Annotated in this window: 8 protein-coding genes and 1 pseudogene; all 9 read right to left on the bottom strand. The window is 58.9% G+C overall.

Annotated elements, in window-relative coordinates; translation table 11 throughout:
• Nucleotides 1-47: 47 nt before the first annotated feature.
• Entirely contained in the window at nt 48-560 is a 513-nt protein-coding gene (locus tag V6F78_RS10890; RefSeq protein ID WP_332727186.1) for a cytochrome b, read from the bottom strand.
• A 104-nt stretch (nt 561-664) separates the two neighbouring features.
• Nucleotides 665-2,149: an N-acetylglucosamine-binding protein GbpA gene (gene gbpA, locus V6F78_RS10885; RefSeq protein ID WP_169839882.1), complete on the bottom strand. Its 1,485-nt coding sequence runs from the start codon at nt 2,147-2,149 to the stop codon at nt 665-667.
• Nucleotides 2,150-2,541: 392 nt separating this feature from the next.
• Nucleotides 2,542-3,609 (bottom strand): uroporphyrinogen decarboxylase, encoded by a 1,068-nt coding sequence (hemE, locus tag V6F78_RS10880; RefSeq protein WP_047291470.1) that lies wholly within the window; start codon nt 3,607-3,609, stop codon nt 2,542-2,544.
• A 165-nt stretch (nt 3,610-3,774) separates the two neighbouring features.
• On the bottom strand, nt 3,775-5,193 hold the full coding sequence (locus V6F78_RS10875; RefSeq protein WP_047291468.1) for an FAD-dependent oxidoreductase: 1,419 nt from the start codon (nt 5,191-5,193) through the stop codon (nt 3,775-3,777).
• A 33-nt stretch (nt 5,194-5,226) separates the two neighbouring features.
• Entirely contained in the window at nt 5,227-9,675 is a 4,449-nt protein-coding gene (gltB, locus tag V6F78_RS10870; RefSeq protein ID WP_047291466.1) for a glutamate synthase large subunit, read from the bottom strand.
• Between the two features lie 333 nt (nt 9,676-10,008).
• Nucleotides 10,009-11,610 (bottom strand): AAA family ATPase, encoded by a 1,602-nt coding sequence (locus V6F78_RS10865; protein WP_047274923.1) that lies wholly within the window; start codon nt 11,608-11,610, stop codon nt 10,009-10,011.
• Between the two features lie 10 nt (nt 11,611-11,620).
• Entirely contained in the window at nt 11,621-12,721 is a 1,101-nt protein-coding gene (gene aroB / locus V6F78_RS10860) for a 3-dehydroquinate synthase (protein WP_095008498.1), read from the bottom strand.
• 150 nt (nt 12,722-12,871) lie between these two features.
• Nucleotides 12,872-13,390 (bottom strand): shikimate kinase AroK, encoded by a 519-nt coding sequence (gene aroK / locus V6F78_RS10855; protein WP_047273052.1) that lies wholly within the window; start codon nt 13,388-13,390, stop codon nt 12,872-12,874.
• 4 nt (nt 13,391-13,394) lie between these two features.
• Nucleotides 13,395-14,633, bottom strand: a pseudogene (locus V6F78_RS10850) (type IV pilus secretin PilQ); the annotation flags it as partial.
• Nucleotides 14,634-14,646 lie beyond the last annotated feature (13 nt).

The following is a 14,646-nucleotide window of genomic DNA, read 5'->3' as shown; positions in this document are numbered from 1 at the left end:
CCGCCTGCTGTGTGCCCTGCTATTGATCGGGTGCCTTGTGCAAAGGCCTAGAAAAACATGCCCTTGAGTACCGGCCTGCCCGTGAGGTGATGCTTGATCACTGCGGCTACGTGCATGAACAGCAACAGCGCCAGCCCATAACAGGTCAGGGTATGAGAGTCAGAAAACCATCCATGCAATCGCGGATCGGTTATCACGGCAGGGATGTAAAAGAGGCCGAACATATCGATGTCGCGATTCATCATCAGAAATCCCGACACGATCACGATCAGCGTCGTTATATAAATCAGGTTGTGAACAAGAAATGCGGCATACCGCATGACATCCCTTGATCTCAATACGTCGGCATAGCCTTTACCGAACGACACATACATTCGAAACAGGAATACGGGTGCAAACAACGTGGCCAACGCAACATTAAAGGCACTCACCGCACCTTTTACTTCGGGGATATGCGTGATAAGTGCAGCGTAATAACCGGAGGCCATCAACCACACAATGATCATCATCGAAATAGCATGTAACCCTTTCTGCAACCCCGAATACGTCGAATGAATCACAGCGTCAATCCCGAACATTTTAAAAGACATCGACTTCTGATTAAACGCAAGCACTCACACGAAGGCCAAGCCGCGTTAGTCACGCAACTTGGCCTGTCGTTGCTTTAGTTCAGCTCAGTCCAGGCATCCATCCAGCTCGACCCCACACCGGGCTCGTAACCGTTGGACGTCGGCGAGTACTGAGAGCACCAGCCCGAAAACGGGAACGGCTTGCACTCGTATACCTTGTCGTTCTTCGGCTGAAGCACCTTAGTGCCCTCATCGTATTGCTTCACCCCTTCAGGGAACACGAAATCGAAGTCATGCTCGGCAGCTTCGCCGGTCAGGTTCAACGCCTTGGCTTCCTGGAAGTTTTCACGACCGTCCTGGCTGCTGGCGATCAGTTTCAAGGTATGCACGCCCGGCGCGCTGATCACAGGAACAACGACTTGTTCGGTGGATGCATTCAGGGTCTGTTTGACAGTGCCGACGGACTTGTTGTTGGCATCGTAAACGGTGGCATCAACGTTGATTTCCTTGTTGGTCATCAAGGTGAAGCCTACGTTGCCGCGGCCTTTTTCAAGGACGTATTGCGGCTTGACGTCATGCACATGCATGTAGGCATCCGGGTCCGGGACCATCGTGGTCTGCATCTGATAGCTGGTCACGCCTGTTTGCGGCTTGACGTAAAAGATGTTGGTGCCCTTGATCGGCTCGATTTCGCCTTGCGCATTGCGAACGCCTGCACGCACCGATTTGTCAGCCGCATTCACCGCTTGGGCCAACTTGAGCGACCAGTTTTGCGGCTGGCCTTCTTCAACCGAGTCGATGCCTACCGAGAAGCTGTACTCGGCGCTCTCGGCACTTCCGGTAAAGGCGCGGGCCTTGACCGAATCACCCGGCATCAGCGCTTGGGTGGGGGCAAGGGCACTCACACGCTGCCAGCCATCCGGGTCGGGTTCGTACTCGGACTCTGCCGTGATATTCACGTCAACAACGTCATAGAACGTGGCGCCGGTGTCATCGATGGTCCAAGCACCCAGGATGATGTGGTGGCCGCTGCGATCACCGGGAATGGTGCACGCGTGTTTCTGCTTGAGCGGGCCATTGCCGCCAGCCCCCCCGTCAATCGGAACCGCGCCGCCCGCCTCAACGGAACAGAACGGCGTCAGCTCAAAAGTGTCACGGGCCAATGGCAGGTTGGGGTTCCAGCCCGTTTTGGTAATGAAGTATTCCCACTTGGTCGTTTTGTGAGCCGCGGTGAAAAACCAGCTGAACGTCGCGTTGCGGTCGTTGATTTCGGTCAAATGCCAACGGTCCGGGGACTGGGCATCCATTGCTGCAAACAAGGCGTTTTCACCACTGGCGATCTTGCCGTCGGCCGGGCCCAATGCCGGGAAGCCTTTGGGGGCTTCACCGACGGTTTGAGGTTCAAATTCAGCAGGGCCGCAGTCGGCATTCAATTTTTGCTGACAGGCATAAGCGCGTGAAGGCGGGCTGTCCATGTAACCATGGGCCGCAACCTGTTGCGATGCAAACATCGCGGCCATCAGCGTTAACGACGATATACAACCCGTTAAAGATAACGACCTTGAACGTGAAGACTTCATATGTAACCTCATATTATTTTTTATTCAAACGTGATGCACGTTCGCGCATTAATCAAACGCACGCCCATCAGTAACTCAACAACATGAACAATCAACTTCCTAAATAAAAACTACAAAAAACAAAGAAAATTCCTTCAATACTTTTCTTCATAGCAGTTTAAATTCAGTCGGCGCTCCCCCGGGAGGTGGGAGATTTTACCGTCTTACATGGATTAGTCTGTAAGGCAATACGTTACTTAAGGTAGGGAATTTCTTATGGCTTGTAAGTTTAAGCTCAACGCATTTAGTTGATCAGCGGTTGTTATTGAGTGTTTTAAAACACGTCTTCACGGGCGCGCCGTACACACAAAAATGCCCGGCATTAGCCGGGCATTGGGTGTAATGCGAAATACTTAAACGTGGTATTGCGCCGAAAACTCATGCACTGCGCTGATGAAGGCGCCAGCGTGTTCGGGTTTCACTTCTGGGGTGATGCCATGGCCCAGGTTGAACACGTGCCCAGAACCGTTGCCGTAGCTGGCCAGAATGCGTTTGACCTCGGTACGGATCGCTTCCGGGTTGGCGTACAGCACGGTCGGGTCCATGTTGCCCTGCAAGGCGACTGTGTTGCCGACGCGACGGCGGGCTTCGCCCAGGTCGCAGGTCCAGTCCAGACCCAATGCATCCGCGCCTGCATCGGCAATGCTTTCGAGCCACAGGCCGCCGTTTTTAGTGAAGAGGATGACGGGCACTTTACGGCCTTCGTGCTCGCGGATCAGGCCGCTGACGATTTTGCGCATGTAGGCCAGGGAGAACTCCTGATAGGCCGCCGAGGACAGGTTGCCGCCCCACGTGTCGAAGATCTGCACCGCTTGCGCGCCCGCGAGGATCTGCCCGTTGAGGTACGACGTCACCGACTGCGCCAGCTTGTCGAGCAGCAAGTGCATGGCCTGCGGGGTGTCGTAGAGCATGGCTTTGGTTTTGCGGAAGTCTTTGGACGAACCGCCTTCGACCATGTACGTGGCCAGCGTCCACGGGCTGCCGGAGAAACCGATCAGCGGCACGCGGCCGTTGAGTTCCTTGCGGATGGTGCTGACCGCGTTCATCACATAACCGAGGTCTTTTTGCGGGTCAGGGATCGGCAGGGCTTCGATGTCGGCCAGGGTGCTGACAACCTTTTTGAAGCGCGGGCCTTCGCCGGTTTCAAAATACAGACCCTGCCCCATGGCATCAGGGATGGTCAGGATGTCGGAAAACAGGATCGCGGCATCGAGCTGCGGGAACCGGTCCAAAGGCTGCATGGTGACTTCGCACGCGAACTCGGCGTTCTTGCACAGGCTCATGAAATCACCGGCCTTGGCGCGGCTGGCGCGGTATTCCGGCAAGTAGCGACCGGCCTGACGCATCATCCACACAGGCGTTACGTCAACGGGTTGCTTGAGCAAAGCGCGAAGGAAACGGTCATTCTTGAGATCAGTCATGTCAGCATCCGGAAAAAAAGTGCGGGCATTTTCTCAGAGACGGACACAAAAGGCACGGCAAGAGCCGTGCCTTTTATCTATCGGGGCGATTTGCCGCGGTGGGGGGGCAGTTTTTCCCTCGCCCCAGCCCTCTCCCACAGGGAAAGGATTAGGGTGAGGGCCGGGTCAGACGCCCAAGTAATCCAGAATCCCTTCCGCCGCCGTACGGCCTTCAAAGATGGCGGTGACGACCAGGTCTGACCCACGCACCATGTCACCACCGGCGAAGATCTTCGGGTGGCTGGTCTGGTGTTTGAACGGTGACTGCTCGGGCGCAATGACGCGGCCCTGGCTGTCGGTCCGGATGTCGAACTGTTCAAACCACTGCGCCGGGCTCGGGCGGAACCCGAATGCGATGATCACAGCATCCGCCGGGATGATCTCTTCAGAACCGGGAATCGGCTCGGGGCTGCGACGACCACGGGCATCCGGCTCGCCCAAACGGGTCTCGACCACTTTCACGCCTTCAACCCGACCTTCACCCACAATGGCAATCGGCTGACGGTTGTAGAGGAATTTCACGCCCTCTTCCTTGGCGTTTTTCACCTCTTTGCGCGAACCCGGCATGTTGGCTTCGTCACGACGGTACGCACAGGTCACGGACTTGGCACCCTGGCGGATGGAGGTGCGGTTGCAGTCCATCGCAGTATCGCCACCCCCCAGCACCACAATCCTTTTGCCTTTCATGTCGACGAAATCGTCCGGCGACTTTTCAAAGCCCAGGTTGCGGTTGACGTTGGCAATCAGAAAGTCCAACGCGTCGTGCACGCCCGGCAAGTCTTCACCGGCAAAGCCGCCTTTCATGTAGGTGTAGGTGCCCATGCCCATGAAGACCGCGTCGTACTCGTCCAGCAGCTGTTGCATGCTGATGTCTTTGCCGATTTCAGTGTTGAGGCGGAACTCGATGCCCATGCCGGTGAAGACTTCGCGACGGTGGCTGAGCACGGTTTTTTCCAGCTTGAATTCCGGAATACCGAAGGTCAGCAGACCGCCGATTTCCGGGTTTTTGTCGAACACCACCGGGGTCACGCCGCCACGCACCAGCACGTCGGCACACCCCAGGCCCGCAGGCCCGGCACCAATGATGGCGACGCGCTTGCCGGTCGGCACGACCTTGGACATGTCCGGGCGCCAGCCCATGGCAAAGGCGGTGTCGGTGATGTACTTCTCGACCGAACCGATGGTGACGGCGCCAAAGCCGTCATTGAGGGTGCAGGCGCCTTCGCACAGACGGTCTTGCGGACACACCCGGCCGCACACTTCGGGCAGGGTGTTGGTCTGGTGCGACAGCTCGGCGGCGGCCAGGATGTTGCCCTCGGCCACCAGCTTGAGCCAGTTGGGAATGAAGTTATGCACAGGGCATTTCCATTCACAGTACGGATTGCCGCAACCCAGGCAGCGGTGGGCCTGCTCGGCCGACTGCTGGGGTTTGAACGGTTCGTAGATTTCCACGAACTCTTTTTTGCGTTGACGTAACAGTTTCTTCTTCGGATCTTTGCGCCCGACATCGATGAACTGGAAGTCGTTACTCAGACGTTCAGCCATGGTTAAAACCTCATCACACTCTTCAGGCGCATATCACTGCGGGTTGGCACGGATGCTGGAAAGCAACGATTTCAAGCTGGCAGCCTTGGGCTTGACCATCCAGAAACGACGCAGGTAATCATCGAGGTTTTCCGAGAGATTACGGCCCCACTCGCTGTGGGTTTCCTCGACGTATTCGTCCAGCACGTGTTGCAGGTGGTTGCGGTAGGCTTCCATCGCTTCGCCACTGATGCGCTGGATTTCAACCAGTTCATGGTTCACCCGGTCAACGAAGGTGTTGTCCTGATCCAGCACGTAGGCGAAACCGCCGGTCATGCCTGAACCGAAGTTGTAACCGGTTTTGCCCAATACGCAGACAAACCCGCCCGTCATGTATTCACAGCAGTGATCGCCCGTGCCTTCCACAACGGTGTGGGCACCTGAGTTACGCACCGCAAAACGCTCACCCGCCGTACCCGCGGCAAACAACTTGCCGCCTGTGGCGCCGTACAGGCAGGTGTTACCGATAATCGCGCTGTCCTGGGTTTTGTAGACGCTACCGGTCGGCGGTACGATCACCAGCTTGCCGCCGGTCATGCCTTTGCCGACGTAGTCGTTGGCATCGCCTTGCAGGTAGAGGTTCAAACCTCCGGCGTTCCACACACCAAAGCTCTGACCCGCCGTGCCTTTGAAGCGGAATGTGATCGGGGCCTTGGCCATGCCCTGATTGCCGTGGGTGCGGGCGATTTCACCGGAGATCCGCGCGCCGATCGAACGGTCGCAGTTGCAGATGTCGAGGTCGAACTCGGCACCGCTCAGGTCGTTGATCGCCGGGCGCGCCATGTCGAGCATTTTTTCGGCCAGCAGGCCTTTGTCAAATGGCGGGTTGCGCTCCACTTCGCAGAACTGCGGCTTGTCGGCAGGCACGTTGTCGCTGCCCAGCAACGGGGTCAGGTCGAGGTGTTGCTGCTTGGCGGTTTCGCCCGGCAGGATGTCCAGCAAATCGGTGCGTCCGATCAGTTGTTCAAGGCTGCGTACACCGAGCTTGGCCAGCCACTCACGGGTTTCTTCGGCCACGTAGGTGAAGAAGTTGACCACCATGTCGACGGTGCCGATGTAGTGGTTTTTACGCAGTGATTCGTTCTGCGTTGCCACACCGGTGGCGCAGTTGTTCAAGTGGCAGATCCGCAGGTATTTGCAGCCCAGGGCGATCATCGGCGCGGTGCCGAAGCCGAAGCTTTCCGCCCCAAGGATCGCAGCCTTGATCACGTCGAGGCCGGTTTTCAGGCCACCGTCGGTCTGCACCCGCACCTTGCCGCGAAGATCGTTGCCGCGCAGGGTCTGGTGGGTTTCAGCCAGCCCCAGTTCCCACGGAGCGCCCGCGTATTTGATGGAGGTGAGCGGCGAAGCGCCGGTGCCGCCGTCATAACCGGAAATGGTGATCAGGTCGGCATAGGCCTTGGCCACGCCAGCGGCGATGGTGCCGACTCCCGCTTCCGCCACCAGCTTCACCGAAACCAGCGCCTTGGGGTTGACCTGCTTGAGGTCGAAAATCAGCTGCGACAAGTCTTCAATCGAATAGATGTCATGGTGCGGCGGCGGCGAAATCAGGGTCACGCCCGGTACGGCATACCGCAGCTTGGCGATCAGGCCGTTGACCTTGCCACCCGGCAGTTGCCCGCCCTCACCCGGCTTGGCGCCTTGGGCCACCTTGATTTGCAGCACTTCAGCGTTGACCAGGTATTCCGGGGTCACGCCAAAACGGCCGGTGGCCACTTGCTTGATTTTCGAGCTTTTGATGGTGCCGTAACGCGCCGGGTCTTCGCCGCCTTCACCGGAGTTGGAGCGTGCGCCCAACCGGTTCATGGCTTCGGCCAGCGCTTCGTGCGCTTCGGGCGACAACGCGCCCAGCGAGATACCGGCCGAGTCGAAACGCTTGAGGATTGACTCCAGCGGTTCGATCTCTTCGATGGCCAGCGGCGTGTCGAGGGTTTTGACCTGCAACAGGTCACGGATCATCGACACCGGGCGCTTGTCGACCAGTGACGTGTATTCCTTGAATTTGTTGTAGTCGCCCTGTTGCACGGCGGCTTGCAGGGTCGCGACCACGTCCGGGTTGTAGGCGTGGTATTCGCCACCATGCACGTATTTGAGCAGGCCGCCTTGCTGGATCGGCTTGCGCGCACTCCAGGCTTCGGCCGCCAGCAGTTTTTGCTCGGCTTCAAGGTCGACAAACCGCGCGCCCTTGAGGCGGCTCGGCACACCACGGAAGCTCAGGTCGCAGATTTCTTCGGACAGGCCGATGGCTTCGAACAGTTGCGCACCGCGGTATGACGCGATGGTCGAAATGCCCATCTTCGACAGGATTTTGAGCAGGCCTTTGGTGATGCCTTTGCGGTAGTTCTTGAACACCTCGTAAAGGTCGCCCAGCACTTCGCCTGTGCGGATCAGGTCGCCCAGCACTTCGTAGGCCAAAAACGGGTACACCGCCGACGCACCAAAGCCGATCAGCACCGCGAAGTGATGCGGGTCACGGGCAGTCGCGGTTTCGACCAGGATGTTGCTGTCACACCGCAAACCTTTTTCGGTCAGGCGGTGGTGAACGGCGCCGACCGCCAGCGAAGCGTGAACCGGCAACTTGCCGGGCGCGATATGGCGGTCGCTGAGCACAATTTGTGTACGGCCCGCACGGGCCGCTTCTTCGGCCTGATCCGCGATGTTACGCACGGCCGCTTCGAGTCCCAGGCGCTCGTCGTAGTTGAGGTCGATGATCTGACGCTCGAAGCCCGGCAGGTTGAGGTTCATCAACGAACGCCATTTGGCAGGCGAGATGACCGGCGAGCTGAGGATCACGCGCGAAGCGTGTTCAGGGGATTCCTGGAAAATATTGCGCTCTGCACCCAGGCAGATTTCCAGCGACATGACGATGGCTTCACGCAGCGGGTCAATCGGCGGGTTAGTCACCTGCGCAAATTGCTGGCGGAAGTAGTCGTACGGCGTGCGCACGCGCTGGGACAGCACGGCCATCGGCGTGTCATCGCCCATGGAGCCGACCGCTTCGTAGCCCTGCTCGCCCAGTGGGCGCAGCACCTGATCGCGCTCTTCGAACGTGACCTGATACATCTTCATGTACTGCTTGAGCTGATCGACGTCGTAAAACGCCGAACCGTGGTCGTGGTCATCGATGGTGGCCTGAATGCGCAGCGCATTCTTGCGCAGCCATTGCTTATACGGATGGCGCGACTTCAGGCGGTTGTCGATGGCGTCGGTGTCCAGCACCTGACCGGTTTCGGTGTCGACAGCCAGAATCTGGCCCGGCCCTACGCGGCCTTTGGCAATCACGTCTTCGGGCTGGTAGTTCCACACGCCGATTTCCGAGGCGATGGTGATGTAGCCGTTGGTGGTCGTGACCCAGCGCGCTGGGCGCAGGCCGTTGCGGTCGAGCAGGCAAACGGCATAGCGGCCATCTGTCATGACGACGCCCGCCGGGCCGTCCCACGGCTCCATGTGCATGGAGTTGTACTCATAAAACGCCCGCAGGTCGGGGTCCATGGTTTCAACGTTTTGCCAGGCCGGTGGAATCAGCATGCGCACGCCACGGAACAGGTCGATGCCGCCGGTGACCATCAACTCCAGCATGTTGTCCATGCTTGAGGAGTCGGAGCCCACGCGGTTAACCAGCGGGCCGAGTTCGTCCAGATCGCCGATCAGGTCGTTGGCGAACTTGGTGCGACGGGCCAGTGCCCAGTTGCGGTTGCCGGTGATGGTGTTGATCTCGCCGTTGTGGGCGAGGAAGCGGAATGGCTGGGCCAGCGGCCATTTCGGCAAAGTGTTGGTGGAAAAACGCTGGTGAAACACGCAGATTGCGGTTTGCAGGCGCTCGTCGCTGAGGTCCGGATAGAAGGCGGTAAGGTCCGCCGGCATCATCAGGCCTTTGTAAATGATGGTCTTGTGGGAAAAGCTGCAGATGTAGTGGTCGGTGTCGGCGGCATTGGCCACTGACGAACGACGACGTGCGCTGAACAGTTTGATCGCCATGTCCTGATCGCTCAGGCCTTCACCGGCAATGAACACTTGCTCGATCTGCGGCAAACGCTCCAGCGCCAGACGACCCAGCACCCGTGTGTCGATTGGCACCTTGCGCCAGCCCACCAGTTGCAGGCCCGCCGCGAGGATTTCGCGGTTCATGTTATTGCGGGCCGCTTCGGCCTTGATCGGGTCCTGGTTGAAAAACACCATGCCGACCGCGTATTGCTTGGGTAATTGGCTGCCGAAGTGTTGCTGGGCGATTGCACGCAAGAACACATCGGGCTTTTGAATCAGCAGGCCACAACCGTCGCCGGTCTTGCCGTCTGCGTTGATCCCACCGCGGTGGGTCATGCAGGTCAGTGCCTCAATGGCTGTTTGTAGAAGGGTATGACTGGGTTCGCCCTGCATGTGGGCAATCAGGCCGAAACCACAGTTATCCTTGAATTCGTCGGGGTGGTACAGACCTGCTTTCATAGACACTTTCTCACCAGGCTGCCCCAAAAAGGGGCAAATTTCTTTTTAATTCAACCACTTGCTTCCCGCGCTGAACGTACGCCAGCTTGGCAGGGGCAAAAGGGTGGTCATTCTACACACCGCCAAAAACGCCCACAAATTGAGCGGCTATTAACCGTAAATTCGTGTCGCATTTGTGAAAGGTTTAAAGAGATTACTTGTGCTAGTCAAAACATTTTTGATGTTGACTGCCACAAGGCGCAGACACCACGAGGCACACGGCTTAAAAGCCGCATGCTCAAGCAGGCATGTTTAGGTGTGAAGCGCGGCGACCTGGGTAAGGTCGCCGGAGCATCAGCGAGCTGCTGCCAGTTCTTGTTGGACGCTGGCGACAGTGCGAGGCCAAGGTTTACCAGCCTGAATCTTCGCTGGCAAGTTCTTGATGGCGGCGGTGGCCGCGGCGTGGCTTGGGAAATTGCCGTAGGTCACGACATACAACGGTTTGCCGTTAAGCATTTTTTTGAAGTAGCGGGACTCGCCGCCCACTTCTTTCACGACATTTTGCGCCGAGGCTTCAGAGCTAGTGCCCACGATCTGCACCACGTAGTTGCCCGCGGGCTGGCTGGTGTACCAGCTACTGCCCGGTGCGGCCTTGGCCAGGGTGACGGGTTTCTCGGCCGGTTTGGCTGCCGGTTTGACCGCAGGCGCGGGCGCAGGCTTGGCCGCCGGTGCAGGCGTTGGCACTGGTTTGGCTGCCGCCACTGGCGCTTGCTGCACCGGACGTGGCGCTGGAGCCGGAGCAGGTGCCGGGACTGGCTCAGCCCCCGCAGGCACGCCCACAGGCGGCGCTGTGGTGGTCACGGTAGGAGGCACATCGGCGCCCCCGTCAACCGCTGGCACGCCACCATCATCCCCTTCAGAAATACCCCCGGCCGCTTCGGCCAGCGGGCCGCGCATGACCGGCTGCGACTGACCCACCAGTGGCAGCGGCATGGGTTGTGAAGAACCGGCGAAATCCACCGACGGGTTGGCACCGCCATTGGGCGCGGCTTGCCCCAGCGGCAACTGCGCCTGTTCAGCATTAGGGGTGGTCGGCGTTTTGCCACGGCCCGGAATCAGAATGGCAGCGGCGACGGCCACTACCACTACGGCACCAATGGCCAATACGTGTTTTTTCGGCATGTTGAACCCCATACTTGGACGCTTGACCGCAGTGCGGCTGGCAATCATGGCTTCGATCATTGCATCGCGGGCAACCTGGTTGATGTTCCCAGGCCAGCCGTCGGAGCTCTCGTGAATATCTGAGATCTGTTGTGCGCTCAAGAGTTCGATTCCGGCCCCGGCACCTTCAAGACGCTGTGCCAGGTATTCGCGGGTCTCTTCTTCGCTGTAGGGCTGCAATTCGATGACGTGGAAGCGCTCTTCGTCCGCGCTGAGCTGCTCAAGCCCGGCGATCATTGAAGGCTCGCCAAACAGGAACACATGCGGACGGCCTTCCGGCGTCCCGGCCGCCAGCGCCAGCAGGGCTTCGAGGGCCGAGTCGTCAAGCTGCTCGGCGTCATCGATCAGCAGATAGACTTCCTGGCCGGTCAGGGCCAGTTGTACCACTTGCGCCAGGATCGATCCGATGTCGGCATGGGCGACGTTCAGGGTTTGCGCAATCTGACGCAGCACACCGGCTGCATCACCGGCACCACGCGCCGAAACCACAACACTTTGCACCGACTGTTTGTTGGTGCTGGCGACCAGCGCCTGACGCAACAACGTCTTGCCGCTGCCTTCAGGCCCGGTCACCACCAGCAACAACTGGCTGTAACGGGCGAGGTGGTGCAACTGCCCCAGCACCGGCTTGCGCTGGGCCGGGAAGAACTTGAACCCCGGCACCCGTGGAGCAAAGGGGTCGTGGTTGAGTTGAAAGTGACCGAGAAACGCCTCGTCGGCATGCAAACTAGTCATCGGGATCTTATTAACCTTTGAGCTGAGCCAGCGCGCGGTAATCCGCACCCAGCGTGGCCTGTAGAACCTCTTGTGGATAATCGTCGGTCACTGTGGCTTCGCCCATGCGGCGCAACAGCACCAGGCGCAAGCGGCCGTCGATCACTTTTTTATCAATTGCCATGTGTTCCATGAAATCGGCAGGCGTCATCTCCTCAGGCGGCACCACCGGCAGACCCGCACGCTGGAACAGGCGAATACCGCGGTCACGTTCGGCCTCGGTGATCCAACCCAGTCGCGCTGACATCTCCAGCGCCATCACTGTGCCTGCCGCCACCGCTTCGCCGTGCAACCACACCCCGTAGCCCATATGGGTTTCGATGGCATGACCAAAGGTGTGGCCCAGGTTGAGCGTGGCGCGCACGCCCGATTCACGCTCATCGGCGCCCACCACGGCGGCCTTGGCCGCGCAGGAACGCTCAATGGCCGTGGTCAGCGCGGTCTGATCCAGCGCGCGCAAGGCGTCAACGTGTTCTTCCAGCCAGGTCAGGAAAGGCTCGTCGCAAATCAGGCCGTACTTGATCACTTCCGCCAGCCCTGCCGACAGCTCGCGGGCTGGCAAGGTGTTCAGGCTGGTGGTGTCGATGAGCACCAGATTGGGCTGGTAAAACGCACCCACCATGTTTTTGCCCAACGGGTGGTTGATGCCGGTTTTGCCACCCACCGACGAATCCACTTGCGACAGCAGCGTTGTCGGCACCTGGATGAAGTCCACCCCGCGCTGGTAACACGATGCGGCAAAGCCGGCCATGTCGCCGATCACGCCGCCGCCCAGTGCAATCACCGTGGTACGGCGATCATGGCGCGCCGTGAGCAAGCCATTGAAAATCAGTTGCAGGGTTTCCCAGTTTTTGAAGGATTCGCCGTCGGGAAGGATGATAGGCAGCACCGAATACGCCGCCAGGCTGCGGGTCAGACGTTCTAGGTAGAGAGGCGCCACGGTTTCGTTGGTCACAATCGCCACTTGCCGCCCGGCGATGTGCGGGGCCAGCAACTCAGGCTGATCCAACAACCCCTCGCCAATGTGAATCGGGTAGCTGCGCTCGCCTAGATCAACCTTCAGTGTCTGCATGAATCCCCGCATTGAAAAAGGACGACGGGCGCCCTGTCTCGCAATTATCAAGTGTTGGCCACGCCGGTGGGGGGCGCAGCCCAGTCGCTTTAGGCCCTACCGCTGTGCGGGCAAGGCCGGCGCCGAGGATAGCGCATTTTGTACCAAGCTTTAACGGGGAGGAAGCTGGGCCAGACGCTCAAGAATGTCCAAAACCACCATCCGCGGCGGCCGTTCATCGGTTTCGACGATGACGTCGGCGATTTCACGGTAGAGCGGATCACGAATGGCCAGCAAATCGCGCAGGATTTTCTCGGGGTTCGCATTGCGCAGCAGGGGGCGATTGCGATCGCGCGAGGTGCGCGCAACCTGCTGCTCAATGGAAGCATGCAGATAAACCACACGCCCGCCTGCATGCAGGTACTCGCGATTGACCGGGCGCATCACGGCACCGCCCCCGGTGGCGAGCACAATGCCATCTTCGTTACATAACGCTTTGATCATGGCCGTCTCACGATCACGAAACCCCGCCTCGCCTTCTTTATCGAAGATCCACGGGATATTCGTGCCGGTGCGCAGTTCGATTTCCTTGTCGGAATCTTTGAACGGCAGCCGCAGCTCCTTGGCCAGCAAACGTCCAATGGTGCTTTTACCTGCGCCCATCGGCCCAACAAGAATCAAATTTCGCACAGAATCAATGACTCGCAGCAATCGCCAGGTCGTTCATGATACGCGGAGTCAAGAACACCAGCAGCTCGGATTTTTTTTCGAGGACCAGGTCCCGACGGAAAAGTCGGCCAACATACGGCAGATCGCCCAAAAATGGCACTTTATCTACCACCTTGCTTTGCGTATTTGAGAACACGCCCCCAATCACAATGGTTTCTCCGTCCTTGACCAGCACCTTGCCCCGGACTTCATTTTTCTTGATGGGCGGCACGTTGTTGACCATGTTCATGTAGTCCGGCTCGTCCTTTGTCACCACCACCTGCATGAGAATACTGTTGTCCGGGGTAATCTGCGGGGTCACTTCCAGCGACAGCGAGGCCTCTTTGAACGACACGGACGTGGCGCCGCTGGAGGTGGATTCCTGATACGGAATTTCAGTGCCCTTCAGGATTTTGGCGGTCTCCTTGTCGGAAGTGACCACCTTGGGCTGCGAGATGATTTCACCGTTGCCCGTTTTTTCCATCGCGCTCAGTTCAAGGTCGAGCAACACATTGTTGGTGATGAAGGCGATGCCCAACCCTGAGGTGTTATTGGCAACCCCCAGATCCACGAAAGGCGCGCTGACCTGCGCCGCCCCTTCTGCTGCCGGCCCGCTGATCCCGCCCGCTTTCCAGTTGCCAAGATTGCGAAGCTCACCGCCCCAACGCACCCCCAGCTTCTTTTCGAAATCCACGCCCGCCTCAACGATGCGCGCTTCAATCATCACCTGGCGCATGGGCACATCGAGCTGCGCCACAATGCGTCGAAGCTCACCGAGGCGTTCGGCCGTCTGGAACGCGATGATGTGGTTAGTCCGCTCATCCACCGTGATCGAGCCTTGGTCTTCCCTACCCGCCGCATTGCCCGTGGCAGACTGAAACAGTTTGGCAATGTCAGCAGCCTTGGCGTGATTGACCTGCACCACGTCTCGGCGCAAGGGCGCAAGGTCGGCCAAGAGATTGCGCGCCTCCAGTGCTTGACGCGCTTGAGCGGCGATTTCATCCGCAGGTGCGATCAACAGCACGTTGCCCTCCCAGCGTTTATCGAGGCCTTTGCTCTTGAGCACCAGGTCCAGCGCCTGATCCCAGGGCACATCTTGCAGGTTGAGCGTGACATTGCCTTCCACGCTATCGCTGACCACCAGGTTGAACCGGGTGAAGTCCGCCAGAATCTGCAGCACGGTGCGCACTTCAATGTCCTGGAAGTTGAGCGACAGCACGTCACCTTCATAGGTGTGC

It is taken from the genome of Pseudomonas sp. ESBL9 (genome assembly GCF_036668715.1).
GTDB classification, from domain to species: Bacteria; Pseudomonadota; Gammaproteobacteria; order Pseudomonadales; family Pseudomonadaceae; genus Aquipseudomonas; species Aquipseudomonas lundensis.
The sequence above is the reverse complement of the archived record's forward strand: the minus strand, read 5'-3'. Positions and strand labels throughout refer to the sequence as shown.